Source organism: Hominibacterium faecale, assembly GCF_020734085.1.
Lineage (GTDB): Bacteria > Bacillota > Clostridia > Peptostreptococcales > Anaerovoracaceae > Hominibacterium > Hominibacterium faecale.
Genome location: NZ_JAJAGH010000014.1, coordinates 13319 through 39594, shown reverse-complemented (window position 1 = coordinate 39594; position 26276 = coordinate 13319). Strand labels below are relative to the sequence as shown.

Sequence of the window (26276 nt, the reverse complement as noted above, 5' to 3'; positions counted from 1 at the left end):
ATATTTCCTGCGTTATAAAAAAGTTTCCTTTGGAAACGTTGTTCGCACTTCGCGCTCACTTTCACAAGGCAAACTTTTTTGAAGCATAGGCAATGCTACGCATTCAATATTCCTATGCTATAAAAAATCAAGCGGGAGCAGATCTCCCGCTTGCATTCTTTCTCGATTATTTTCTTAACCCCAGACGGGAAATCAGAGTTCTGTAACGTTCCAGATCCTTTTCCTTCAGGTAATTAAGAAGGTTCCTTCTCTGACCGACCATCTTCAGAAGTCCTCTTCTGGAGTGGTGGTCTTTCTTGTGCACCTGCAGGTGCTCGTTGAGGTCGTTAATTCTGTAAGTCAGAATCGCAACCTGTACTTCCGGGGAACCTGTATCCCCTTCTTTTAACTGATACTCTTTGATAATTTCCGCTTTTTTCGCTTGATTAATCATTGTTTTTCTCCTTTTCTGTATCCACCTTCAGCCGGGCCTCCGCCGGAGCGTCGTAAAACTCAGCAAAAGGTAATTTTGCTAACGATTTATAATACCATATTGTGTATGTGTTATGCAAGTTATTTCCGGGTTTTTCATATAAATGATTCTGTCCGCCCAATCGTCATTCTATACATGCGCCGTTACTTTTTTGTTAAAGCGGATTCTTTCATTTTTGCCACCAATGGGATTTCCAAAGCTGTAAGAATCACCACGCCCAGCATCGGAACCGTTACACCGCCGAAGGCTCCTTCTGCTGCTTCAAACAGAAACACAAAGAGGACACCGGAAATTTGTCCCATGAGCAGGATCATGCCCAGCGAAGTTCCCTCCTGCACCGGATAAGCAACCTCCGATCCATGCTGAAAGAGGATCGGCGCCACGCCCATAATGGCAAAGCCCGCCACTGCTGCGGCAAAAACAAGCATACCAAAGCCTTTGAGCATGGTCATCCCCAAATACAGCGGCACCAGCAGAATGATCGCCGTAATCAAAAACGGAATTCGCTTTCCCGCCCGATCTGAGATCATGGGCAGAATAATCGCGCCCAAAACGCCGGCCAGCACAAAAGCAGCGCCGATGATACCCGCCTGAGCGGAAGTAATGCCCCTGGGCATCAGGATGCTTTCGATCAAAGTCAGCAGCGTGTTGAAAATTCCCATTGAAATAAAAGCGATGATCATGGCAAGAAGGTAGGATTTATTGCGGAGAAGCACCTTCAAAGTAGCCAGACTGAAATCCTCTTTTTCCGCCTCAGGTCCCGGCGGCGCCACAGGCGGTTTTTCCCTGGAAAAAACAATCGCCAGCAGGGATGCGGCAACGCCGACCACAGCAAATGTTTTCAGCACGCCCGGAAGTCCATACTGCTCCGAAAGCATTGGCGATAAAACCATGGGCAGCGCAAACCCCAGGTATTGCGCCATGGTCAGAAGTCCGGCGGCAGTCGCCCGCTCATCAAAGGGAAACCAATTGGCGGCGACTTTGGTCGTGATATTGAGCAAAAACGGCTGCCCGGCTGCGATCAGGAATTGAGAAATGATGACCATGGTAAAGCTTTCCGCAAACAATCCTCTGGTCAAGCCGAAGATTCCGGTCAAAAGGGCGCCGATCCAAAGAGACGTCCGAAAGCCAAAGCGGTCGATCACATATGCCGCCGGAATGCAAAATACGATAAACATAATCATATAACTGGTAGCCAGCATAGTAATCGCCATAGAACTGGTGCTGTAAAAGGTTTCGGCAATACTAGAGATGGGCGAAAAAGTGAGCCACATCATTTCTGTAGCTATAATCGCGGGGATCGTTGTAAAGAGAATCACCCACCGATAAGGAGATATATTTTTCGTTTTCATTTTACAAACTCCTCCTATTCAGCATGCCAAAGTTTTTCCGGTTTGTTTTATATAAGCTTCTAAAAATTTGGAATAAGTTCTCGTAAACGGCAGTATTGGCAGGCTGCGGTTCATAAACGTGATCTACGGAAATCAGTGTTTTTATTTCATCGATGGATTCGATGACCTTAAGCCCTAAAGCCATAAGAGCAGCAGATCCTACAGCCCCTGCGTTCTGCGGATTTTTAACCGTTTCTATCCGCCTTCCCAGCACATCGGCCAGGATTTGACACGTCAGCGGCGCCAAGGCCCCTCCCCCGGCAAAGCGAATGGTCTGCGACGTTTTGGTCTGTTTTTCCATCGCCCTCAGCTGCCACTTCAAATGAAGACAAACTCCTTCGATCACGGCATGAATCATATCGGAAGCGGTGGTTTCGATTCCCAGATTGAAAAACAGACCTCTTGCATCTGGATCTTCAAACGGGCATCGATTTCCGTGAAGCCAAGGCGTAAAGAGAACACCGTTGCTTCCGGCGGGTATTTGACTGATCTTATCCATAATATACCCGTAGAGATTTTTGTGCTTGCTTTCCAAATCTTCATAGGCAAACTTTTTTTCCTTAAATAGGCCCAGCTCATCCAAACCGATATGGTCCCTGGCCCATTCCAGACATTTGCCCGCAGTCTCCAGCTCGGCAAAGCAATTGAATCGATTCGGGTCTGCGCCAACGATGGAAGCGATCATCGATCCTATGTCCAGCCTCTGTTTTTCCACCACCGTCGAAACCCATCCGGATGTCCCCATATAGATATGGGTTGCCCCTGTTTCCACTGCTCCTGCTCCCACGCCTATGAGGGAAGCATCACCGCCTCCGGAAAAAACAGGAGTGCCTTTGGCCAGACCCAATTCTACTGCCGCCTGCCCGGTAATGGTTCCTACCTGGTCCCGGCATTCGCAGATTTGGGGAAGATGTTCCATGTTCACATCCATCATGGAGCAAAGTTCCCTGCTAAAGCCTTCTTTGCCCTTTCTGGTGTCATAAAGCAATGTGGCAAAAGCACTGTCCCTGGACATGATGAAATTTCCCGTTGCCCGGCAGACCAGATAATCTTTCACATCCAGCCATTTATGTACTTTGGAGAAGATTTCCGGCTCCTCATCTTGCACCCACTTGTATTTCCAAAGAGGGTCCTTGACGCTGGCGGAAACGGCTCCGCTGATCATGATGGATCGCAGCAGCTTGCGGGCGTTCATACCCATGATTTTAAAGCCCCTTTGAAGCCCCTGTTCCATCTGCTTTTTTCCCCGATTATCCATATAGCTCATGGCGTTTCTAACCGGCTGCCCTTCTTGATCAACTAAAACGACGGCCTGCATCTGCGCACAAAAGGAAATCCCTTTGATTGCTTCCTTGGCGACCCCGGCCTTATGCAAAAGCTGGTTTGTGGTATCGCACATTGCCCGCCACCATTGCTGCGGATCTTGCTCTACGCCCCCATTTTCCAGGACATAAAGATCATAATCCACCAACTCGCCGGCGATAAATTCGATGCCTGTTTCCATCGATAATGAAAACAGACAGCATTTTACGCCTGTCGTTCCCACATCGTAAGCAATCACGTACATAGGCTCACTCTCCTAACTTTGAGTACTTCCTCAGATAGATTTGCCTCATCAGAAAACGATCAAAGAATTTGATGGGGGTCCCGCCGCTTTCTTTCGCTGCGAAATAGGCTTTACAATTTTTTTCCACCAGCATAGACAGAGCTTCTGCATCGCTGACGTTTTTGCCTACACAAAGAGCACCGCGCCCCCTGACCAACATAGATTTTCCCGCTCTAACCGCAGATTCAATCGCCTCCGGTCCTGCGAACTTCATACTCATTCCCGCCATCTGCGCAAAATCGTCTAAATAAGGTTTGAGGCGGATTTCTTCCTTCAAAAAGGCTTTTACTACTGGGCTGCAGTTCCAAATGACCGCCTTTTCATGTTGATTTTGGATGAATTCTTTACTCGCCGGATGGCGGGTGATGTCCGGGTGGAGCTGATCCAGATATTGGCCGCATGCCTGCTCCAGGTTATGGGCAGTGCGGAAAGCCTCTTCATAGCTGCTGCCATAGATCACCGCTCCGTGGTGTTTCAAGATGACAGCTTTGCCATCAGAGGCGGAAACGGCTTTGACCGTATTGGCACAGAGGGTTTCCGTTCCCGGCAGGCCGTATTCCGCGCAGATGACCCGTTCTCCGATTCCTTCGCAGGCCTGATTCAGTTCTATTTCCGATACTCCCATCGCCGAGATGGCCGACGCATTTTCCTGATGGGTATGAATGACAAATTGGGCATCGTCTTTCAATTGATAGATAGCCCGATGAATCCGTTTTTCCGAGGAGGGTTTGATGTCGCCTTCGTAACTGAGATCGCTCATTTTGACTTCAACCACTTCCTCTTCGGTCAGCGTAAGGTAATTGCGGCCGCTGGCCGTGATGACAAAGGTTTCATCATCGACCCTGCAGCTGACATTCCCCCAAGTCCTGGCGATCAGCCCCGACTTGGACAGCTCTTTTCCAGCCTGAATCACTTGTTTTTTTGCTTCTCTTTTCTCCATTATCCTAACTCCTCAACATTGGATAGTACTCGATCAAAACGATTTAGAATGTCAGGCAGCATAGATTCCTCGTAAGCGGCACTGGTATAAAGCCTGCTTCCTGCCAGCGTTACGATACCTTCAGCCATATAGGCGGCCCCCATATGTTCCATTTCCTGCTTCCTGGCAGAAGTCGCTTTCAGCACCTCCGGTATCTGCCATGGTTTATGCCAGTTGATGGCATAATGCATGGCTCCTGTTGTATCCAAGTGACAGATGGACCCCTGGTTAAAAGCGACAAAGGGCAGTTTATACTTGTCGATCAGCTGATTCAGTCCGTCTGTCAGCCGGTCGGCGAATTTACCGGCCCTTGGTATGGCTCCTGATTCTTCAATTTCGCAAAGGGTATAGTAGCCCGCCACACAGCTGATGGGAGCAGCTGCCATGGTTCCGCCCACCAGAGCTTTCGGATGCTTTGCTTCGCCGCCAATGCCGGAAGACAAGTATTTCATATATTCTTTCTTGCCGCCCAGGCCGCCTGCTCCCGGATATCCGCCTGCGATGACTTTACCGAAGATGGTCAGATCGGGAGAAATTCCAAAATAACCCTGTGCCCCGCTCATGCCGATTCGAAAGCCGCATACCACTTCATCACAGATCAAAAGGGCTCCGTACTGCCTGCACAGTTTTTCAACGCCTCGGCAAAAGTCATAATCCACCGGCCTGGTACCGCTCTCCGGTCCCACCGGCTCCAGCATAACCGCAGCCGTGCCCCCTTTCATCTTATTACGCCGCAGCTTTTTCTCCAGGTCATTCAAATCATTGGGGAAAAACTCGTCGGTGTATTTGAACATTTTTCTCGGCACGCCTTTGGCCTGGGTCCATTTTGAACCCGGAATTCGTATTCCGTAGGCCAGCTGGTCGCTCCATCCGTGATAGGCGCCTCCCATCTTCAAAATCCGTTTGTTTTTCGTGGCCAGTCTGGCGACGCGGATGGCGCCCATGCAAGCCTCTGTTCCCGATCCCATCATACGAAACATTTCTACTGATTCTATGCTGTCACAAATTTTCTTTGCCAATTTGTACTCGTATTCGTGGAACAAACCTGTAGACGGTCCGCAGGTTTCCAGCAGCTGGATCACTTTCTTTCGAACAGATGGCGGATTGCTCCCCAGTACGGTAGGCCCGCCCGCCTGGAGAAAGTCGTAATACTGATTGCCGTCCACATCGTATAAATATGCGCCCTCTGCCTTGTTGAACGCCAGTGGAAAAGGATGGTTAAAAGCCAAGTTGTGCTGAACGCCTCCGGGTATGATATTTATCGCTTCGTCAATCATCGCTTTTGAAGTCCGGCACTTTTTTCCGAAATATTCCTCTTCGTAAGTTTTCAAGACTGAAGGTTTGATGGAATAGATGGGCTTTTCAATCAGGGCATCCAGTTTTTTTGTAACTTCCTCCGCATCTAAGTAGTTCGTAATTGCATATTGATCTTCCATTTTTCTTTTACCTCTCTATCGATATATCCCTGTTAAAGCCAGGTCTAAAATATGGTTTATTTTTTCTTCGCACCTCTCTTTTGAATAAGATTCCATGCGTTCCCATTGGAATTGGGAATTGAGATAGACACCCATGAAAAGATCAAGAATGTCCTCAGCTTCAACCTCTTGACGAAATATCTCCTCCTGCTGGGCCTGCCGTATCATCTGCAAAAAAAGCTGCCGCACAGGTTCGCCCTTTTTGTAAAGGGGACTGGTTTTGCAGGAATTAAGATATAGAATCCTTCGGCTCACTCCAATGAAGGGAATGCTGTCGGAAACCAGAAATACCAGCGCTTTTCGGATTTTGCTATCTGCATCTTCATTTGCCAGCTCTTTTTCAACATATGTGAAGAATACTTCCGTTTCGTCCTCCGCCGTTCCAACAAGCAGACTTTCTTTGTTGGGGAAATAATTGTATAAGGTCGCTTTGGAAACCTCTGCTTTTGCTGCCACATCCTCGATCATGGTGTTTTCGAAACCATTGGCCTTGAAAAGACGCCTGGATGCTTTGAGAATCTTTGTGCGGCATTTTATTTTGTTTGCGGCCCGCCGGGACTCTGCCATATACTCACCTCATTTCTCCTGTTATTCATAGCATACTCCAAGTTTTTCAGAATTGCAAGTAAAATTATACTTACGTCTATTTTTAGAGTTAAGTTTAGGGTTTTGGGAGAGGATGCGGGGTGGGTGTTGAAGGGCCAGGAAGGGTGGAGTTGGGCGGGTTGTTGATAGGTGGGGAAGGAAGGGATATGCGGGAAGGTGCGGGAAGAGGTATGTCCGGGAAAAAACTGAAAATTTCTTTCGAAATTTTCGCCGTTTGTAACGGCTGCGGCTGCTTAGATTCAGGTTGGAGCGAGCCCGCGGGCTTTTTCTCAAGATGAAGCCCCGCAAACCCACAGCTTTGCGTAAAAAGTTTAAAATTTTATCAAAATTTTCCGCAATCCTGCCAAAGGCCCACAGGCCCGGCACGCAAACAAAAAAAGACCGCGCTTCCCCAACGCGGCCTTTCGTCCTTTTAATCATTTATACAAAATGGCCTTCCGTCTTTCTTCGATGATAAGACCTGGCCGTGATGCAGTCGTCCGTAATCTGCTTGGAGAGAGCCTCCACGCTTTCAAACTTTCGTTCGTCCCTGGTCTTTTCCAGGAATTCCACGCGGATGGTTTTGCCGTAAAGCTCTTTGTCAAAATTAAAAATATGGGTTTCCACATTTTTATGGTAAGTTCCGATGGTCGGTTTGACGCCCACGTTGGTCACGCTGGGATAACGAACGCCGTTATACGTGCAGTAAGTTACATATACTCCGTTAGGCGGGGTCACCATAGTTTCGTCGATCATAATGTTGGACGTTGGAAAGCCGATCGTTCTGCCCAGCTTATTTCCCACGACCACCTCGCCGTCGATGGAATAGAGACGGCCCATGTACTTGAGGCACTGGTCCACTTTTCCCTCCTGGATCAGGGCGCGGATAAAGGTGCTGCTCACCAAATTTCCGTCGATGGTAAAGGGCTCCTGAATATGAATGCCAAAGCCCTTTTTCATCCCCTCTTTCATCAGAATCTCCGCATTTCCCGCCGCTTTATAGCCGAATCGGTAATTAAATCCGCAGTAAGCCTGGCGCATATTGAATTTGCCGATCAAAAGATCATCGATAAAATCGATGGGATCCATGGTCAAAATCGTTCTATCAAAGGGAATGTTAAACAAATAGTCTACACCCAGGCTCTCAATAATCGCCGCTTTTTCATCCGCATAGAGAATATTCTTTACCACAATTTCATCGGCCATCAAATTCTTGGGATGGTTAGAAAAGGTAAATACAGCGCTCTTAAATCCTGCGGCTTCCGCGCTCTTGACCGTACGCGAAATTATCTGCTGATGTCCCTTATGAACGCCGTCGAAGTTCCCCAGAGCTACCACCGTTTCCTCTATATTTTCGATTTCATCCAGCGAATTAAATATTTTCATACGTTAACCTCTAAAAAATACTTTGTCTGCTACTAATTTTTTATATTTGCTGCTATAAAAGGCCACCCCTAAAAACGTCTCCTGCCCGCCTTCCTTTAAATAAAGGTTGTATGCGCAGCGATATTCCGGGCGAAGGGGAATGTGCGGTTCTCTTTCCTTATATGCCGGTTCCCGCTCAATCAGGACATCTTTCAGGGAGACATGCCCCCCATTGCAAAAATATGCAGCCTGCTCCCTGCCCAAAAGCGCTTTGCCGAAATGAATCAGAGGAAAATCCGGCGGCACCAGCAGCGCCCGGGCCTGTTCCTGATCCATATCACGCAGTTTCTCCATATCCACTGCATCTTCCAGCAAAAATGCACCGCTGGCCGTTCGCACCAGCCCTGTCATGACGGCTCCGCATCCCAATGCTTCACCCACATCCCTGCAGATGCTTCTTATGTATGTTCCCTTGGAACAAGTCACCTGCCAAAGGATCTTCTTTTCTTCCAGATCGATCTTTTCCACCAGCAGCTCGCGTATATAGACCTGCCTTGGTTTGATCTCAACCTCTTCGCCGGCTCTGGCGTACTGATACAATTTCTTTCCGTCCACTTTGATGGCTGAATACTTGGGCGGGATCTGGGAGATATTTCCCCGAAAAGGGGCAAGTGCCCGGTGGATTTCCTCAATCGTAACAGAGGATGCATCCGCCTCGCCTGTAATCCGGCCCCAGATATCTAGAGTATCGGAAGTGAGTCCCAACTGCATTTCGCAGCGGTAAGTCTTAAAATCCAAATCCAAGTATTCCATGATCCTGGTAGCGCTTCCTGCACAGATCGGCAGAACGCCGGTAGCCATCGGATCCAAAGTCCCGGTATGGCCTACTCTCTTTATGCCCAGCACCCTTCTCATCACGGCCACACAATCGTGAGAAGTCCATTCAGCCGGTTTATTCACATTTATGATACCAGTTACATTCATGCTTCTGCTTTCTCCAGACTTTTTTTGATTGCCTCTTTCAATTGTAAGCAGGCATCTTCAAGCTCCTTTCGAAAAGTGCATCCGGCTGCTTTGACATGGCCGCCGCCGCCGAACTGGGCAGCAATTTCCGCCACATTTCCGGAAGTTTTAGCCCGCATGCTGACCTTAATCAACGTTTCCTCTCGTTCCTTGACAAAGGCGGCGATTTCTACGCCCTTAATATTGCGCAGCGTCTCGACAACGCCTTCTGTCTCTTCCAGTTTGGCACCCACCTGCGCGAGCATATCCTGTGTAACATAGGCAATTGCAGCCTTACCATCGGCAAAAACCTCCAGTGTATCGAGAATTTTGGATGTAATGCGAATTTTTTCCAATCTGGTGTTTTGGTATAGCTCCACTGCAATATGAGCATGATCGATGCCTGCATCATAGAGTGAAGCTGTAATCAAGTGGCTCTCCTTTGTGGCGTTGGAATACTGGAAGTTACCAGTATCCGTACTAATCCCAGTAAAGATTGCCTCCCCGATTTCTTTGTCGATAGGAATATCCATGGCTGCCAGGATAGCATAGATTATTTCTGCAGTAGCCGCAATGCCGCCATCAATATAATTGTAATCTGCAAAAGGCTGCGAGGTGGTGTGGTGATCCACGCAAATCGTCGTTTTTCCACGAAAAAATGTCTGCTGGCGCTCAGGAAAACGAGACACCTCACCGCAGTCTATGCAGATGCAGATATCCGGCTCCCGGATGCAGTCCTGATCCTTCGTACAATATCCATTATCCAAAAAGCTGAGGTATTCAGGCACATCATCTTCGATGAGGATGAAAGCCTCTTTCCCCGCATTGCGCATGGCCCGGCAAAGAGCCGCCGAAGAACCGAGCGCATCACCATCCATCTGTATATGTGGAAAAAGCAGTACGGAGTCCGCTTTTGCAAGTTTTTCTCCGATCTGCTTCAATGTGTTATTTTCTACTTTCATGCTGTTCACGATTTATCCAATCCTTGAATGATTTCTTCAATATGACGCCCATATTCCAGGGAAGTATCCATTTTGAAGATCAAATCCGGAATATGACGCAGTTTGATCTGTCTGCCGATTTCCCGCTTGATCACCCCCTTGGCGCTGCTCAGTGCTGCCAGCGCATCTTCCTGAATTTTTTTGCTGTCCTCGTGCTTTAAATCCAAACCCAAAACCGTGATATATACGGTAGCGTAACTGCCGTCTGAGGTTACCTCTACGGCAGAAACGCTCACCATTCCTGATTTTAGCCTGGGATCCTTCAGCTCTCTTAAGAGCAGGTCGCTGATGATCCTTCGAATTTCCTCACCGAGCCTGCCCTGTCTGTGTCCTTTTCCCATATTTATCTCCTAATCTCGCTTGATCTCTTCCATCTGGAAGCATTCGATAATGTCTCCTTCTTTGATGTCGTTGTAGCTTTCCACGCCAATACCGCATTCGTATCCCTGTGCCACTTCTTTTGCATCGTCTTTGAATCGTTTCAGGGATGCAATCTTTCCTTCGTGAATCACGATACCGTCACGCACCAGTCTGATCTGCGCATTACGGACTACCTTGCCGTCAGTAACGTAGGCTCCCCCTACAATGCCAACTCCCGGCACCTTGAAGGTATTTCTTATTTCTACTGTTCCCAGAACCACTTCTTTAAATTCAGGATCCAGCATACCCTTCATGGCATTTTCTACATCATCGATGATATCGTAGATAACCCTGTAGGTCCGAATCTGAATATTATCCCGCTCTGCCATGGCAGAAACCGCTGTACTAGGTCTGACATTAAAGCCGATAATGATCGCATCGGAAGTTCCTGCCAGCATGACATCGGATTCAGTCACAGCGCCGACGCCGGTGTGTACAATCTTGACTCTTACATTTTCTGCAGATAATTTTTCTAAAGACGATACGATCGCGCCCACTGAACCCTGCACATCGCCTTTTACGATCAGGTTTAGTTCTTTGATTTCACCTTCTTGTATCTGGGAGAACAATTCTTCCAGCGTAGTACTGGAATTTCTAGCCAGGACTTCTTCTCTCTTCTTTTCTTTTCTGTGTTCGGCAATCTCTCTTGCGATCCGGTCTTCCTTGACGGCATTAAACTCATCACCGGCATGAGGTACTTCCGTCAATCCCAGAATCTCAACCGCTGTAGCTGGTCCTGCCTGGCGGATTTTCTCACCCTTATGGTTTGTCATGAGACGAATCTTTCCGGAACAAGTTCCAGCGACAACGCTCATGCCTGCTTTCAGGGTACCGTTGAGCACTAAGAGGCTTGCTACAGGACCCTTGGCCTTATCCAGCCGTGCTTCCAGTACAGAACCCATGGCAAGACGGTTCGGATTAGCTTTTAATTCAAGAACTTCTGCCTGCAGCAAGATCATTTCCAACAGATTAACAATCCCGTCACCGGACTTTGCGGAAACAGGAACGCTGATCACATCGCCGCCCCAGTCTTCAACCAGAACACCCTGTTCAGCCAGATCTTTCTTTACAATATCCGGGTTGGCGCCAGGTTTATCCATCTTGTTGATGGCAACAATAATGGGCACGCCGGCAGCCTTGGCATGGCTGATGGATTCAATGGTCTGCGGTTTTACACTATCATCAGCCGCGACCACCAGAACAGCAATATCCGTCGTATGGGCTCCTCTGGCTCTCATCGCAGTAAATGCCTCATGTCCCGGCGTATCCAAAAATACGATCTTCTGGCCGTTGATTTCAACCTCGGACGCACCGATATGCTGGGTAATTCCGCCGGATTCGGAGGCAGTCACGTTTGTCTTACGGATCGCATCTAAAAGGGAGGTCTTACCGTGGTCTACATGACCCATTACCGTAATAATCGGAGCTCTCGGGCGCAGATCTTCATCTTTATCTTCAAAGACCTCCAGGCCCTCTTCTTCTTCCTCTTCCTGCACTTTACCAATCACAACACTGGCGCCCAGCTCTTCTGCTAACAGCACGACTGTGTCCTCATCTAAATTCTGATTAACATTCGCCATAATCCCCATTTTCATCAGCGTCATAATGATTTGGGAAACGGATACCTGGATCTGCTCCGCCAGCCCGGCTACAGTAATCGGTACATTGATCACAGTCGTACCTACTGGAATTTCAGCCACCTCAGCTTCGGGTTCAGGAGCAGGTTTTGGTTTGTTCTGCTTTTTGGGACGCACTTTCTTTTCCAGAGAACGGGTTGGCTGCGGCTTTCCGCCTTTCTTTCCGCCTCTTTCCAGCTTGGCGAATTTATCCCGTTCTTTCTCCTTCTTTTCTTTTGTCTTATCGCTTTTCTTATGTGAAGACGGCTTTTCCAGTACCGTGTCAACCTTCTTATCTTTTCTGACAGGCCGGTTTCCTCCCTGGTTTTGGGCGTTATCGCGGTCACGACGGTCACGGCTGTCGCTGCCGTCCCGTTTTGGAGGTCTTGCTCCGTCGCGTCTTTGGCCCTTGTTTCCGTCTCTTTTCTGATTCCGTTCCTTATTACGATCGGATGCGGCTTTTTTTTCTTTTTCAACGGCTTTTCGCTCAGCAGCAGCTTTTTCTTTCTTCTCGCGGGCGATCCGTTCCTCTTCGTGAACTTCAGAAGCTTTTTTAATGATCTTCAGCCTCTCCTGACGAATGACTGGTTTGGGCTCCTTTTTAGCCGCTGCTGCAGGCTGGGCGTCCTTTGTTTTTTCCTTCTTTTCGACTGGTTTTGCTGTTTCCGGCTTTTTCACTTCCGTTGTCTCCGTTTTTTCAGGCTTTGCAGCCGGAGCAGGCGCATTTTTTCCCCGTTCTTCCAGCTCTTTTGGTACAACCGGCTTACCGACAGGAGGTTTCGGCCGCTTTTCCAAATCCTTAGGCACAACCGGTTTTCCTACAGGCGGCTTCTGAGTCACTGTTCGTTCCTGCGTTTTCGCCTGATGATGTTTGGCTGTTTTTGGCTGCACCGGAATAGCGATCTTAGCCGCTTTGACCGTAACCTTGGGCTCATCAATCTCTGCTTTTTTTCCCACAGCTTTTTCTGCTTTCTTGGGCTTTGCCTTGACAATCTTCGTCTCAGCACCGCTCTTACTCCTCTGTATGGTATTTTTCACCGCAGTGGCGTCAATATCCTCCAGGGTGCTGTTTTTATCCTTTACTTCAATTCCCATGGACCTGGCTTTTTCCAGGACCGCCTTTGTATCCATATCAAGTTCTTTGGCTAGTTCATGTATTTTCATATTTGAACTCCTCCTTTTCTGTTCATCCATCCTTGTCGATTTCCTTTGATATAACTTCCGCAAAGTTTTGATCCGTGATCCCAAAGATGGATCTTCCTTCGGTCCCTGCCATCTGCGACAGCTCATCGCTTTTCCCGTACACTCTGCAGGCGACCTGATATTTCTTTGCTTCCTTCTCTATCTTTTTCCCAGTGTTTTCCGAAATGTCCTCCGCAATGATCAGCAGCTTGATCTTGCCCTTTTTCATGGCGAAAACGCAGGTATTGTATCCTGTCTGTAAATTCCCCGATTTTTTCGCGAAGCCTATATAGCTTTGAAGTTTACTTCTCATAAGCTTCCAAATCTCTGAAAAGCTGTGACAGCTGTTCCTGGGATAGCTCAATTCCCAGGCTCCTGGCCAGGGCTTTTTTCTTCTTGGCCTTTTCAAGACATTCGCTGCTGGGACACAAGTATACGCCCCTGCCTTTGGCTTTTCCCGTCGGATCCAGGGTCACGGCCCCCTCATATCCGGCGATCCGAATCAGCTCCTTTTTGGGTTTCGATTCCATGCAGCCCACGCATCTTCTCATCGGCACCCTTTTAGCAGGTTTTGGTGCATTATTCTTCAAATTCCACGATCTCCTCTTCCTCATCGACTGGATATTCGGCCGGCTCTTCAATTTCGTTTCCGAAATACTGGGTATGGCTCTTAATATCGATCTTCCATCCGCAAAGTTTGGCGGCCAGCCTTACATTCTGACCTTCCTTGCCGATGGCCAGCGACAACTGATAATCGGGCACAATTACTGTTGCTGCTTTTTCGTCCTCGTCGATGATAACTTTTTCCACCTTGGCCGGGCTCAGTACATTGCTGATAAGAATCTCCGGATCATCGCTCCATGTGATGATATCAATCTTTTCTCCGAACAATTCATCTACAATGCTCTGTACTCTGCTGCCCCTGGTGCCGACGCATGCTCCTACCGGATCCACGTTATCTTCCTCTGTGTAAACAGCGATCTTTGTTCGTGATCCCGCTTCTCTGGCAATACTTTTGATCTCTACGATGCCGTCCTCAATCTCCGGCACTTCCAGCTCAAACAGCCTTTTCACCAGACCAGGATGGGATCTGGACAGGAATACCTGCGGTCCTTTGGTGGTTTTTTTTACATCCATGATATAGACCTTGATTCGGTCATTGATGTCATATTTCTCTCCGGGAACCCGTTCAGTAGCAGCTAGGATTCCTTCAGCCTTGCCCATATTGACAAAGATGGTTTCGTTACTGATTCTTTGCACGGTTCCGGTGATGATCTCTCCCTGTCTTGTGATATAATCATCAAAAATCATACCTCTTTCCGCTTCGCGGATCCTCTGCACCACAACCTGCTTGGCTGTTTGTGCTGCAATTCTTCCAAAATCTCTTGGCGTGACCTGATATTCCACCACATCACCGACTTCATATCTGGGATCGATCTCCAGGGCTTCCTCAAGGGATATTTCGACCATATCGTCTTCCACTTCCTCGACTACGTCTTTTCTCATGAAAACATCGATATCCCCTTCGTCTCGGTCAATATTAACTCGAACGTTCTGGGATGTTCCATAATTCTTTTTATATGCTGATACCAGCGCTGATTCGATAGCCTCGATTAAAATGTCTTTGGAAATATCCTTTTCCTTCTCCAGCGCATCGATGGCTTCGATAAATTCTCTGTTCATTTTTCTATAATCCTCCTACTTATTCTAGAAAACCACTGCCAGTTTTGTCTTTGCAATCTGATCAAGCGGCAGCTCCCACCTTTGGTTGTTTTCATCGGTTATGATCACCGTCCCATCTGTTAACCCTTCCAAGACGCCGTCGATTTGTTTCCGTCCGCAGACAGGTTGATAAAGTTTTACTTCTACCGTTCTTCCGGTGAACCTCAGATAGTGTGCTTCTGTCAGAAGCTCCCGGTCCATGCCCGGAGAGGAAACCTCCAAATAGTAGTTCTGCTGGATCGGATCCATCGCATCCAGCCTTTCACTAAGGAAGCGGCTGATCTTCTCACAATCATCGGTACTGATGAATTCCTCCTGCCTGTCCTGGGCCATGTCGGCGTATACCCGCAGGAACCAGTCCTTTCCCTCTTTTACGAACTCTACATTATATAGTTCATAGCCGTTTTCGGCTAAAAAAGATTCTAATTCTTGTGCTACGATATCTTTAATTTTTTGTTTTGCCATTTACTCTCCCCTAACACAAAACGAAAGAGTGGGTTTTGCCCACTCTTACTACTTACCGTCTAGTTTTATAACATGTTATTATATTACCACAGTTCTTCCTTTACTTCAAGGGGAAATGTGGATGTTTCTTCTCTTTCTTCCAGTTCTTTATCTTTTTCACGCATTTCAGTGAGAATTTCCCGCAATCGTATCAACCCTCGTTTGTGCCGACTTTTGATGGTGCTTTCCGAATCGCCTGTGATCTGTGCGATTTCTTTCAGCTTGTATCCGCCAAAATAATGAAGCCGGAAAAGAATTAAGGTTTTTTCGTTCAGTTTATGCAGAGCCGCTGCCAGTTCGTCATGTTCGCAAAAGCGCTCCAGCTCCTCCGCAAGACCACGGTAATACGCATCGCTGACTTCAGCCGATAGCACCGGAGTTGTCTCTGCGTCCAGGGACTTTTCCATTTCGCGGCCGTTCATAATACGGCGCCAGTACCGATTCACTTCATTTCTCGTAATCGTCCACAGCCAAGCATCCATCTTTTCCGGATCTCGGAGCTGGCCCAACTTACGGAAGGCTTTCATAAAAATTTCATGAAGAAGGTCTTCTCGATCTTGACGTTCAACATTCTGCATTGCAAGCAGTCTGTTTATACTATTATATTTGCCGCACAGCAGTGCTTCTTTTTCTTTGGTATCCAACGCTTGTTTCCTTTCTACACAACCGTTTTTTTGTTCAATGATGATTTCTTCATTTCGTTTTCGATAGCAGCGGATAAACCCTAAAAGACGTCGCCTCTATATCTTTAAGGGGGTTTTAAGCAAAAACTGATAATTTTCGTGAATTTTTGCGTCTTTTCTGGTCAAAAAAGCCTCTATAAAATCAGAAGTTGTTTTTGCCTGGAATCAAGGAGACATGTTATTATGAAAATGGAACTTCAACAGCGAGTCGCACATAACCTGGCCATCCTGCGTCAAAACACAAAGCTGAGTCAAAGTGCTCTATCCGCAAAAATTTCAATTTGCAGATCCACCTATTGTCAATATGAACAGGGAGAGCGGCTTCCTGACGTAAACACATTATACACGCTCTGTAAATTCTACCATGTCAACATGGATACCATTCTGAACTGCGATGTTCAGACCGTGCTGCAGGAGTATTTTCTCTATCAGGAATATACCCGAGAGGAAACGAAGCTGCTTGCGCTTTATAACTCATTATCTGATTTCTCAAAGGGAAGACTGGTAGAACGAGCCGAAGAACTGGCTCGGCTTGATCAGCTGAAAAGACAGGATGCTTTGCGTATGAACGGTTAACAGCCGTTCATTTGTTATTTTCTTTTAATCCTTCTAAATATCCGATTACGCGCGCCTGCATATTTAAAGGAAGCGAATCCCACAAAGATAACAGTTCTTTCTGCTGATCAGTCAAATCAATCCTTGTGCCCTCCTCTACAAAAAACTGTGCCATTGTAATACCCAGGCCCTCGCAAATTTTCTGCAGTGTGCTCAAAGTAGGCATTGTATTGTTTTTGAGCATATTCGATAACGTCGTCTGAGGGATTTTGGCATCACTGGCCAGCCGATATCTAGAGATCCCCTTTTTCTTACGAATCGTTTCGATTTTTTCAAGTGTGTAATTCACGTTCTGCTAACCTCATTTCTATACCCATATTTTAGCCTAATTTGACAATCTTTTTCAGTCTATAATATACGTATGTCCATGAACCTATTTTTGCAGTTCTTTTATCACACTCTTGGTTTCCGCCTCCTGGTTTCAAATAATCCCAGAGCTACAAATCCGATCCTCCATCATCTCTTAAAAGGCCTTTCATAAAATGAACTGATTTCACAATCATCCTCAATTCCCGTAGATCACAGTCGCCGGTAGCTTGGGCCAGCTCTTCTTTGAGCACCGGCCCGGCTGACTCCACGTAATCGCAGAACAGTTCGTTGGGGGACAAGTCCAATTCATTCATGATATCGATGATCACTTTTAAGCTTGGGATGGTAGCATTTGTCTCAATATGGCTTATATGTGTATTTCCAACGCCAATTCTTTCTGCCAGCTGCGCCTGAGTCAGATTTGCCTTTTTACGTGCGTTCTTGATCCTCTGTCCTAAATCTTTATAGTTAATATGCATACACAATCTCCGTCATTATGATAAAGATATTATATGTTCATTTAGATGAGATTATAATGATCCAAATGTGCAATGTAGATTTAAGAGCCATATTTTCAGTTTTTTCTTAAAAAAATTGTCTCTTTTTGTCACTATTACTGTAAAAATGTCGTAATTCGCAACTATAAAAATTCTTGTTTGCGATTCTCTAATAGGTATGTTACCTTATAATTATCTTTCTATAATATGAGGTAACAGGAAACATGCACAAGCAAGCAATTATTCTTCTTCATGAGATCTATGGTGTAAACGAGTTCATGCAGTATCAGCGCCGAAAGTTCACGGCTGCCGGATTCGATGTTTTTTGCCCCAATCTGATCCGCCGCCCATCCTTCTCCTATGAAGAATCACAACAAGCATACAACTATTTTATGGAACACATAGGGTTTGATGTATATAAACAGGTTGACGCATCGATCAAACAGCTAAAAGAGCGTTACCGAAAGGTGTTTCTTGTCGGTTTTAGCATAGGTGCGACGGTGGCCTTTAGATGCTGCGAAAACACAGCCTGTGATGGAATTGCCGCCTGCTATGGTTCTCGAATTCGGGATTATCTTAGCCTGAACCCGGTCTGTCCCACCTTGTTACTGTTTTCACAGGAAGCCTCTTTTGATGTGGGCCAGGTAAGCGCCCTTCTCAAAAAGAAGCCTTGTACAAATGTGCTCAAATTTTCCGCTGGGCATGGCTTTATGGATAAGGGCTCAAAGAATTATGACAAGACTGCGGCCAAATCTGCAGAGGACGCAATTTGCGGCTTTTTTCAAAACTCGTAATCCTTTTCTGCTTGCAGCCGTTTACACATCTTCTTTAATCTGGGCAATCTTCAGCGCTTCTTTCAAAAGAATGATAATCACTTGGTTCCGGGAAAGTTCCGTTTTTTTTGTAAAACATTCCAGTTCAAGATACAAATCATCCGGCACTCGAATTGAAAAAGTGTGATATCCGTCTTCGCCCTTAAGTTTACGCTTTGGGACTTCAATCATTTTGCTCATATTTATTCATCACCTTCCTGTTATTTGATTATAATTTACGCAAAAACAAATAAATATGATAATAATTACAAATATATAATGTTGTTATATATTTGTAACATACATAAAACGGCACCGCAGCTGGAATGTGGCAGATGGTGAAATTTGTGTAAATTTTGTAAGTTTTCGGGCGCAAAATTTTAGAGATTTAACCTTTTAAGTGATTTAGCAAAATTCAACCTCTACAAGCTTAAAAAACTGCACTAATTTTGATCGAAGCTTCAAAATTAGTGCAGTTCTAAACGCCTGGCGGCTGTATAAAGCTGGGCTTGATTGAATTAAAACAAGCTGAGCTGGTCTGTTTCCGGCAGTCCTTCCAGAACGCCGTGTTCACGCAACTCTTCAATGGCCGTTTTGTTGATCTTGGCCCGGTCGCGAATCTCATCCACCGTTTCGTAGGGACGGTTTTTGTATTCTTCCGCCAAAGATTTGGCAGCGTTTTCACCTACACCGGTGACTGCTACAAAGGGCAGCGTCACTTTGCCGTCCTCTGTTCCGAACTTAGTTCCGTCCGAACGGCCCAGCCGCGCCGGAAGAAATTCGTATCCTCTGGCATACATTTCATAGGCAACCTCATAGACGGTCATTTCCGCTTCTTCCTTTTTGGAAGCATTGTTGCCCTTATTGATGATTTCCTCCATTTTTTCCTGGATAGAAACAGCGCCCTTTAAGATGACCTTTTCGTTAAAGTCAGCGGCTTTGGTGGTAAAGTAGACCGCATAAAACTGCGGCGGATAATAAACCTTGTAATATGCGATCCGGTAGGACATCATTACATAGGCGACCGCATGGGCTCTGGGGAACATGTATTTGATTTTTTTACATGAGTCAATATACCACTCTGGTACCTGATGCTCCCGCATGAGTTTTTCCTGCTCCGGAGTCAGCCCTTTCCCCTTCCTCACCTTTTCCATGATGGTAAAAGCATCTTTGTTGGGCAGGCCTTTCAGCCGCAGATAGTTCATAATATCGTCTCGAGTAGAGATGGCATCCTTCATGGTGGCAATCCCTTTGACAATCAGATCCTGAGCATTATTGAGCCACACGTCGGTCCCGTGGGAAAACCCTGAAATGCGCACCAGATCGGCAAATCTGGTGGGCTGAGTATCGTCCAGCATTTTACGGGTAAACGACGTGCCGAATTCGGGAATTCCGTAGCTGCCGTGGGTAAATTTGTAGTCCGGGTCTTTGATGTCCAGTCCGTCGGTCCCGATAAAGATACTGTTTACTTTTTCATCTTTCAGGGGTACCTTCAAAGGGTCGACTCCAGTCATATCCTGGAGCTGACGGATCATGGACGGCACATCGTGTCCCAGGATATCCAGCTTCAGCAGGTTCTGGTCAATGGAGTGATAGTCAAAATGGGTGGTGACAATATCCGAATTCACGTCATTGGCCGGATGCTGAACCGGGCAGAACTCAAAAATCTCATGGCCGCGGGGCACGATGATGATACCGCCCGGATGCTGTCCAGACGTTCTTCTGACACCTTCACAGCAGCTGGTGAGGCGGTCAGCCTCGAATTTGTTGATGGGCTGCTGCCGCTCTTCAAAATATTTCATCACGTATCCATAGGCGGTCTTTCCCTGGATCGTACCGATGGTACCGGCTTTATATACATTTTCAGCGCCGAAGATTTCATCGACGTATTTGTGGGCGGTTCCCTGATATTCACCAGCAAAGTTCAGATCGATATCCGGTTCTTTATCTGCTTCAAAACCGAGGAAGGTTTCAAATGGAATGGAAAAGCCCTCCTGATCGTATTTGGTACCGCAGACCGGACAGTTTTTCTCCGGCATATCCACGCCGCAGTCATACTTTTCTTTATCGCCCCATTCCAAGTGCTTGCAGTTGGGGCACAGATAATGGGGTTCCAGCGGATTTACCTCGGTGATCCCAGACATGGTAGCAACAAAAGAAGACCCAACAGAGCCTCGGGATCCGACCAGGTAGCCGTCGCTCATGGATTTGTTCACCAGCATTTCCGCTGCCATATACATAACCGAATAACCATTATTAATGATGGAATTCAACTCTTTGTCCAATCGTGCCCGAATCTCGGCAGGCACAGGATCGCCGTACATGGCGACAACTCGCTCTTCGCATTTTTCCCGCAGAATCTCATCCGAGCGATCGATCTTGGGGGGGAATTTCCCCTCCGGCACTGGCATCATACGCTCAATCTGATCCGCAATGGCGTTGGGCGCTTCGATGACAACTCTGCGAGCCGTCTCTGCCCCCAAATAGGAGAACTCTTCCAGCATTTCCTCAGTAGTCCGAAAATATAGACCTTTGTCTCCCTCCACATCTTTGAATCCCTGACCAGCCATCAAAATCCGACGGTACAGCGCTTCTTCTTCATCAAAATAGTGGGAATCACAGGTGGCAACTACTGGTTTGCCATATTTTTCTCCCAGGGCGATGATCTCTCGGTTGATGTCCATCAGCTGCTTCTTATCCCTCACTGTGCCGTTGTTGATGAGGAACTGATTGTTGATCAGAGGCTGAATCTCCAGATAATCGTAAAAATTCACCAGCCGCTCGATCTCTTCCGGGCTCTCTTTTTGAAGAACAGCCCGGTAAATCTCTCCAGCCTCACAAGCCGAACCGATAATCAAGCCTTCCCTGTGGGCAGTCACTACGGATTTGGGCATTCTCGGCCTTTTATAAAAATAGTTTAAATGGGAATAAGAAACCAGCTTGTATAAGTTCTTCAGCCCCACCCTGTTCTTCGCCAAGATGATTACATGGTTGGTACCCTTTTTCTTGTATTCGATGGTTCCGTCTTCCCGGATGCAATCCCGATCTTCCAGCAAATAGCCTTCCACTCCGTAAAGAATCTTGATATCCTTCCCTGCGTGGGAAGCATCAGGAAATGCCTGAACAACCCCATGGTCCGTGATGGCGATCGCTTTATGGCCCCAGCTTTCAGCTGTTTTGACCAAATGCTTGACATCATTGAGTCCATCCATGGCACTCATTTTCGTATGTACATGCAGCTCCACTCTTTTCTCTTCGCTGTTGTCCTGCCGGAACTGTTTTTCGCCCTTTTCAATGCTCCTAGCCTTTACGGTGAGAACATTATCAAACATATCCCATTCCGCATCACCGGCAATTTTTACTACGTCGCCGCTTTTCAGATGCTCGTCCACATCCTGCCACTTTTGTTCAGGTGCGAAAAACTTGACACAGAGGGAAGTCTTTTTATCTGTAATCAGCAGTGTGATCAACTTGGAACCGCTCTTGATCGTCCTCTCTGCCTTTTTGAAAAGGATTCCTTCGATCACCACTTTTCCGCTTTCTACGGTAACTTGTCCCAACGGCGTAGGGTCGCCGAAAATCGGCTTTCCCATGATCCGGTTTCCCGAAACAGGCTCGTACTGGTCTTTTTTCTTTCCCCAGGTTTTTTTCTCGCCCCATGGTGTCCCGCCGTTTCCGCCGCTTTCTGCCTGTTCCCGCTTTGGACGGCTCTGGGCCTGCATCTGCCGCTTTTTGTTTTCCTCTGCGTCCTTCTTCTCCCGTTCCTTAATCTCTTGGTGGGCTTTTTCGTAGATTTCTTGATGATTTTCAAATTCAACGACCGCCTCAATTCCAAAATTTTGATGAAGAAGCCGTTCAAATTTACTGGCAACCTGCTCATTGAGCAGAGAAACGGAGGTTTCTCCCAATGCAAAAATGGTCAGCCTGCCATCTTTAAATTGAAATTTTTCAGGGAAGATGGTCTTAGTAATGGGGGCGTAGCTGCCGTTGACAATATGAATCATATGCTCGATGAAGAGGGCGATGATCTCCTCCGGTGTCTGAATCATATCCTCATAAGCAAAGGTCAGTTCTACACCGGAAAGGCCTTCCACTTCACTCTTGGCAATGGCCTGTATCTTTTCCACGTCGGGAAAGGGCATCACAAAATTGAGCCGAATCTGTATGGTCAAAATCTGGTTGTATTTGCCCAATACGGCCCGCTCAATGGTGTAGTTGTATTCGGTTTTGGGATGTTTTCCCAGCTTGGTCCATGTAATGCTGTTTTCGATTAATTCTTTCATATTCTACCTAAAAAATCCTGGTGGTGATTCAAGTCTTTCATTCTTACCATATGTATGGCGTTTCATAGAGTTTGCACCAGCCTTATCAATTCGGCGGCGATTTCTTCCTCCGGCACTGTTTTAATAATCGCGCCTTTGGCAAAGATCACGCCTTTTCCGTCGCCGCAGGCCACGCCCAGATCAGCGTCTTTGGCCTCTCCAGGGCCGTTGACCGCACAGCCCATGACGGCAACCTTTATATTCTTTTTTGTGATTGTATCTTCGATGGATGCAAGCCCCCGCTCTACCTGAAGCGCAATAGATTCCAAATCCACTTTCGTTCTGCCGCAGGTTGGACAGGAAACCAGATCAATCCCCTGCTTTCTGATTCCAAGGGCGGAAAGCAGCTCTTTGGCAAAGAGCACCTCTTCTACTGGATCCGCAGTCAGCGAAACCCGCATCGTATCTCCCATACCTTCTAAAAGCAGCGCCCCGATTCCAGCGGCGGATTTGATTTTTCCCCGTGAAACGGTTCCAGCTTCCGTAACTCCTATATGCAGGGGATGATCGGACTGAGAAGCCACGATCTTGTAAGCCTGGTAATTCATCTTTACATTGGAGGATTTGAGGGAAATGACGATATCGTGAAAATTCATATCCTCCAAAATCTCCACATTGCGCAGTGCGCTTTCAGCCAGTCCTTCGGCCGTGGGTCCGCCGTTTTTTTCCAGAATATCCGCTTCCAGGGATCCCGAGTTGACACCTACCCGGATGGGTATGCCGGCCGCTTTGGCCGCGTCGGCCACCTGACGAATTTTATCTTTTTCTCCGATGTTGCCGGGATTGATGCGGATCTTGTCAACGCCCGATTCAATGGCGGCAAGAGCCAGCCGATAATCAAAATGAATATCGGCTACTAGTGGGACATCGGCTTGTTTTTTCAGTTCTTTCAAAGCCCGGGCAGCGTCCATGTCCGGTACCGCCAGACGGACGATCTGGCAGCCTGCGTCTGTAAGCCGGCGAATTTGTGCTGCCGCTGCAGGGATGTCTGCTGTATTGACATTGGTCATGGATTGGATGGAAAGGGGCGCACCCCCGCCTATCTTCACACCGCCGCAGTTTACTTGTTTTGTCATAACTGGCCTCCTAGTTGAAAATCGGCACAATGAACCGGACTATATCGTTCCAGGTCACATAGATCATCAAAGCAAAGAGCAGCATAATGCCCACGAAATGAATCTTTCCCTCCATTTCATCGGTTATGGCCCTGCCGGTAATTTTACGGACAATGATGAAAATCAGTCTGCCTCCGTCCAAAGCCGGGAGCGGCAGCATATTGACGATAGCCAGGTTGAGACTGATCAGCGCCGTCAGATAAAGCAGATAGACGAATCCGTATTTAGCCGTGTCATTGACCGCATAGACAATGCCCACCGGACCGGTCAGTTCCTTTGTTGAAACCTCTCCTGTAAAGAGCTGTTTGATGGTTTTTCCCATCATCTTGGTCATATTCCATGTGTTGGCGGTACCGCTTACCACTGCGGTTATGACGTTATGCTCCCGCATTGGCACAATACCGATCACCTGGCGGCCGGTTCCGTCGTCGGATTTGCTCAATTCCGAAGTCAGAGACAGTTCCTCGCCCTGACGGTTGACTTGAATGATTACCTGGCCCTTGGCTCCGCCGATTCCCTCAATAATGTCGGTCCACTCTTTCACCGGTTTATCATCGATTGCCACGATCTCATCCCCTGACTTTATGCCGGCTTTTGCTGCAGGCCCGCCGTCTGTTACCTGATCGATGGTGGTGGTCACTGTCCCGGTGTAAAGGGCGATGATGATAAGAACGATGATGCACAAAAGCAGGTTCATCGCCGCCCCCGCAACGACGATAATGGCTTTTTGCCAGGCCGGTTTGTTATTGAAAGCCCGGGCGTCGTCCGATTCCTCGTCTTCCCCCTCCATGGCGCAGTATCCTCCGATTGGAATGGCCCTGAGCGCATAAAGAGTCTCTCCCTTTTGTTTCTTGAAAAGCGCCGGGCCCATGCCCAGAGCAAATTCATTTACTTTTACGCCGCATGCTTTTGCTGCCATAAAATGTCCAAGTTCATGGATAAAGATGAGCAGACAAAACATGATGATGGCATATACAATCGTCATAATGGTCTCTTCCTCCCTTTACAGAAACGTCAGCGCAGACTCCCGCGCCTGTCTGTCCGCTTCTAATATTCCCTCTAAATCTAAATTATATTGCGGTTTATGGTCATTTAATACCCGCTCAATGGTATTCTGAATATCAATAAACCGAATTTTCCCTTCTAAAAACAACTGGACCAGTATTTCGTTGGCCCCGTTGAGCGCGGCAGGATAGCTGCCGCCCATGCGTGAAGCTTCAAAGGCCAGCTTGATGTTTTTGAACACTTCCATATCCGGCTTTTCAAAGGTCAGCGCGGCACCTTCCGTAAACAGATCCAAAGGCTCGTAATCATTGGCAAGCCGTTTGGGATAACTGAAGGCGTAGCTGATGGGAATGCGCATATCCGGCTTTCCCATCTGGGCGATGACTGATCCGTCCCAATATTCCACGGCTGAGTGGACGATGCTCTGGGGATGGACTACCACCTGGATTTGATCCAGGCTGACATCGAACAGCCACTTGGCCTCAATGACTTCCAGCCCCTTATTCATCATGGTTGCAGAATCGATGGTGATCTTGCTTCCCATGTTCCATTTGGGATGTTTCAGCGCCTGTGCAAGCGTTACCTGGGCAAGCTGTTTCAAGGTAAATCCGCGAAAGGGTCCGCCGGATGCGGTCAGCAAAATTCTTCGCAGCGCTTTTTGCGGATTTCCCTGAAGGCACTGAAAAATAGCGCTGTGTTCGCTGTCCACCGGCAGCAGCTTTTGGCCGGTTTCTGCTGCGGTATTCATAATCAGCTCACCGCCTGCCACCAAAGTTTCTTTATTGGCAAAGGCAATATCGTTTCCGGCCTTTAGTCCGTAGTAAGTGGGGATCATTCCCCGAATTCCCATCAAGGAATTGAGCACCATATCCCAGTCGCCGCAGGCGGCCCCGATCAGTCCCTTCTCTCCGAATTCCACCTGGATATCCGGATATTTTTTCGCCAAATCGAGCGCATCTTTTTCCTGCTCAACAACCACCATCTGGGGATGGAACTCCTCGATCTGCTGGCAGAGGCGATCGATTTTTCTGCTGCAGGAAAGGACGGTCACACAAAACCGGTCGGGATGATGAGCGATGACATCCAGCGCCTGAGTACCGATAGAGCCGGTGCTTCCTAAAATTGCGATTTTTTTCATTTAACCTAAACCTCTCGATACGATTTTCCATTGGGAATCTTTCGTTTCTTTGACCAGGTAAAAACGCTCCTGATAGTTTCCATCCGCGTACCCGGGGCTTTCTCCGCCTTCAAAGGCAATGTCAAAATCCGTATCCACATATGCAAAATCATATGGGTCGGCGAACAGCTCCGGATCCCATTCTTCTTTCAGCTCATCGGCCACTTCCATGCAGCTGTTCAGCGTCAGAGAGGTGACCAATGTGATATCCGGATCATCCCCTTCCGTTTTCTGGTCATCGATGACCAGCCTGTCCATGGAAGTCTGATCCTTATTGGCCCAATACGCAAAATATTGTTTCACCACTTGGACAGGTGTGTTTTCTTCTTCCGCTTCTTTGTCTGCGCTTTTATCGCCGCAGGCTGAAAGAACCAGCGCCGCGCAGATGAGCAGGCCAGCCGCGATTGCAATTTTTTTCATC

At 47.4% G+C, this 26276-nt stretch carries 26 protein-coding genes; 2 read left to right on the top strand and 24 right to left on the bottom strand.

Annotated features, from left to right (window positions below):
* Positions 1-166: 166 nt before the first annotated feature.
* The 16 genes from rpsO to LG211_RS17525 form a co-directional block, all read right to left on the bottom strand.
* Positions 167-433, bottom strand: a complete 267-nt coding sequence (gene rpsO / locus LG211_RS17600) for a 30S ribosomal protein S15 (RefSeq protein WP_148397316.1) — start codon at positions 431-433, stop codon at positions 167-169.
* A gap of 182 nt (positions 434-615) precedes the next feature.
* Positions 616-1824 (bottom strand): MFS transporter, encoded by a 1209-nt coding sequence (locus LG211_RS17595; RefSeq protein ID WP_253020063.1) that lies wholly within the window; start codon positions 1822-1824, stop codon positions 616-618.
* A 1-nt stretch (position 1825) separates the two neighbouring features.
* Positions 1826-3430, bottom strand: coding sequence for a xylulokinase (locus LG211_RS17590; RefSeq protein ID WP_269478116.1), 1605 nt, complete (start codon positions 3428-3430; stop codon positions 1826-1828).
* Between the two features lie 4 nt (positions 3431-3434).
* A complete protein-coding gene (locus LG211_RS17585) occupies positions 3435-4409 on the bottom strand; it encodes a class II aldolase/adducin family protein (RefSeq protein WP_148397313.1) in 975 nt (324 codons plus the stop codon).
* Positions 4409-5884, bottom strand: a complete 1476-nt coding sequence (locus LG211_RS17580) for an aspartate aminotransferase family protein (RefSeq protein ID WP_148397312.1) — start codon at positions 5882-5884, stop codon at positions 4409-4411. Before LG211_RS17580 ends, LG211_RS17585 begins: the two co-directional genes overlap by 1 nt.
* 15 nt (positions 5885-5899) lie before the next feature.
* A complete protein-coding gene (locus tag LG211_RS17575) occupies positions 5900-6490 on the bottom strand; it encodes a TetR/AcrR family transcriptional regulator (RefSeq protein ID WP_269478115.1) in 591 nt (196 codons plus the stop codon).
* 459 nt (positions 6491-6949) lie between these two features.
* Positions 6950-7894, bottom strand: coding sequence for a bifunctional riboflavin kinase/FAD synthetase (locus LG211_RS17570; protein WP_148397310.1), 945 nt, complete (start codon positions 7892-7894; stop codon positions 6950-6952).
* Positions 7895-7897: 3 nt separating this feature from the next.
* On the bottom strand, positions 7898-8857 hold the full coding sequence (truB, locus tag LG211_RS17565; RefSeq protein ID WP_148397309.1) for a tRNA pseudouridine(55) synthase TruB: 960 nt from the start codon (positions 8855-8857) through the stop codon (positions 7898-7900).
* Positions 8854-9837, bottom strand: a complete 984-nt coding sequence (locus LG211_RS17560) for a DHH family phosphoesterase (protein WP_253021286.1) — start codon at positions 9835-9837, stop codon at positions 8854-8856. The genes truB and LG211_RS17560 overlap by 4 nt, the downstream gene beginning before the upstream one ends.
* Before the next feature lie 5 nt (positions 9838-9842).
* On the bottom strand, positions 9843-10217 hold the full coding sequence (gene rbfA / locus LG211_RS17555) for a 30S ribosome-binding factor RbfA (RefSeq protein ID WP_148397307.1): 375 nt from the start codon (positions 10215-10217) through the stop codon (positions 9843-9845).
* Positions 10218-10226: 9 nt separating this feature from the next.
* Positions 10227-13076, bottom strand: coding sequence for a translation initiation factor IF-2 (infB, locus tag LG211_RS17550; RefSeq protein WP_253020068.1), 2850 nt, complete (start codon positions 13074-13076; stop codon positions 10227-10229).
* A gap of 22 nt (positions 13077-13098) precedes the next feature.
* Positions 13099-13407 (bottom strand): L7Ae/L30e/S12e/Gadd45 family ribosomal protein, encoded by a 309-nt coding sequence (locus tag LG211_RS17545; protein WP_148397305.1) that lies wholly within the window; start codon positions 13405-13407, stop codon positions 13099-13101.
* On the bottom strand, positions 13397-13684 hold the full coding sequence (gene rnpM, locus LG211_RS17540; protein ID WP_367177880.1) for an RNase P modulator RnpM: 288 nt from the start codon (positions 13682-13684) through the stop codon (positions 13397-13399). The genes LG211_RS17545 and rnpM overlap by 11 nt, the downstream gene beginning before the upstream one ends.
* Entirely contained in the window at positions 13674-14777 is a 1104-nt protein-coding gene (nusA, locus tag LG211_RS17535; RefSeq protein WP_465250813.1) for a transcription termination factor NusA, read from the bottom strand. Before nusA ends, rnpM begins: the two co-directional genes overlap by 11 nt.
* A gap of 24 nt (positions 14778-14801) precedes the next feature.
* The gene (locus LG211_RS17530) at positions 14802-15281 is read right to left on the bottom strand and encodes a ribosome maturation factor RimP (RefSeq protein ID WP_148397302.1); all 480 of its coding nucleotides are present in this window, start codon (positions 15279-15281) and stop codon (positions 14802-14804) included.
* Positions 15282-15364: 83 nt separating this feature from the next.
* The gene (locus LG211_RS17525) at positions 15365-15964 is read right to left on the bottom strand and encodes an RNA polymerase sigma factor (RefSeq protein WP_148397301.1); all 600 of its coding nucleotides are present in this window, start codon (positions 15962-15964) and stop codon (positions 15365-15367) included.
* Between the two features lie 222 nt (positions 15965-16186).
* On the opposite strand from LG211_RS17525, the gene LG211_RS17520 reads away from it, so the two are divergent.
* On the top strand, positions 16187-16579 hold the full coding sequence (locus LG211_RS17520) for a helix-turn-helix domain-containing protein (protein ID WP_253020069.1): 393 nt from the start codon (positions 16187-16189) through the stop codon (positions 16577-16579).
* 7 nt (positions 16580-16586) lie between these two features.
* Here LG211_RS17520 and LG211_RS17515 read toward each other — a convergent pair whose 3' ends face one another.
* Positions 16587-16907, bottom strand: a complete 321-nt coding sequence (locus LG211_RS17515; RefSeq protein ID WP_148397299.1) for a helix-turn-helix domain-containing protein — start codon at positions 16905-16907, stop codon at positions 16587-16589.
* A gap of 148 nt (positions 16908-17055) precedes the next feature.
* Positions 17056-17406, bottom strand: coding sequence for a helix-turn-helix domain-containing protein (locus LG211_RS17510; protein ID WP_148397298.1), 351 nt, complete (start codon positions 17404-17406; stop codon positions 17056-17058).
* A 242-nt stretch (positions 17407-17648) separates the two neighbouring features.
* Between LG211_RS17510 and LG211_RS17505 the strand changes: the two genes are divergently transcribed.
* A complete protein-coding gene (locus tag LG211_RS17505) occupies positions 17649-18218 on the top strand; it encodes a dienelactone hydrolase family protein (protein ID WP_148397297.1) in 570 nt (189 codons plus the stop codon).
* Positions 18219-18239: 21 nt separating this feature from the next.
* On the opposite strand, the gene LG211_RS17500 is transcribed toward LG211_RS17505, so the two are convergent.
* From LG211_RS17500 to LG211_RS17475, 6 genes are all read right to left on the bottom strand, one after another.
* Positions 18240-18437, bottom strand: a complete 198-nt coding sequence (locus LG211_RS17500; RefSeq protein ID WP_148397296.1) for a CopG family transcriptional regulator — start codon at positions 18435-18437, stop codon at positions 18240-18242.
* Positions 18438-18754: 317 nt separating this feature from the next.
* Positions 18755-22519 carry a PolC-type DNA polymerase III gene (locus LG211_RS17495; protein ID WP_269478114.1) on the bottom strand — a complete coding sequence of 1255 codons (3765 nt, stop codon included), beginning with the start codon at positions 22517-22519 and terminating at the stop codon, positions 18755-18757.
* Between the two features lie 62 nt (positions 22520-22581).
* Positions 22582-23634: a flavodoxin-dependent (E)-4-hydroxy-3-methylbut-2-enyl-diphosphate synthase gene (gene ispG / locus LG211_RS17490; protein ID WP_269478113.1), complete on the bottom strand. Its 1053-nt coding sequence runs from the start codon at positions 23632-23634 to the stop codon at positions 22582-22584.
* Between the two features lie 10 nt (positions 23635-23644).
* Positions 23645-24658, bottom strand: a complete 1014-nt coding sequence (rseP, locus tag LG211_RS17485; RefSeq protein WP_148397293.1) for an RIP metalloprotease RseP — start codon at positions 24656-24658, stop codon at positions 23645-23647.
* A gap of 18 nt (positions 24659-24676) precedes the next feature.
* Positions 24677-25816, bottom strand: coding sequence for a 1-deoxy-D-xylulose-5-phosphate reductoisomerase (locus LG211_RS17480; RefSeq protein WP_148397292.1), 1140 nt, complete (start codon positions 25814-25816; stop codon positions 24677-24679).
* A complete protein-coding gene (locus tag LG211_RS17475) occupies positions 25817-26275 on the bottom strand; it encodes a DUF4829 domain-containing protein (protein WP_269478112.1) in 459 nt (152 codons plus the stop codon).
* Position 26276 lies beyond the last annotated feature (1 nt).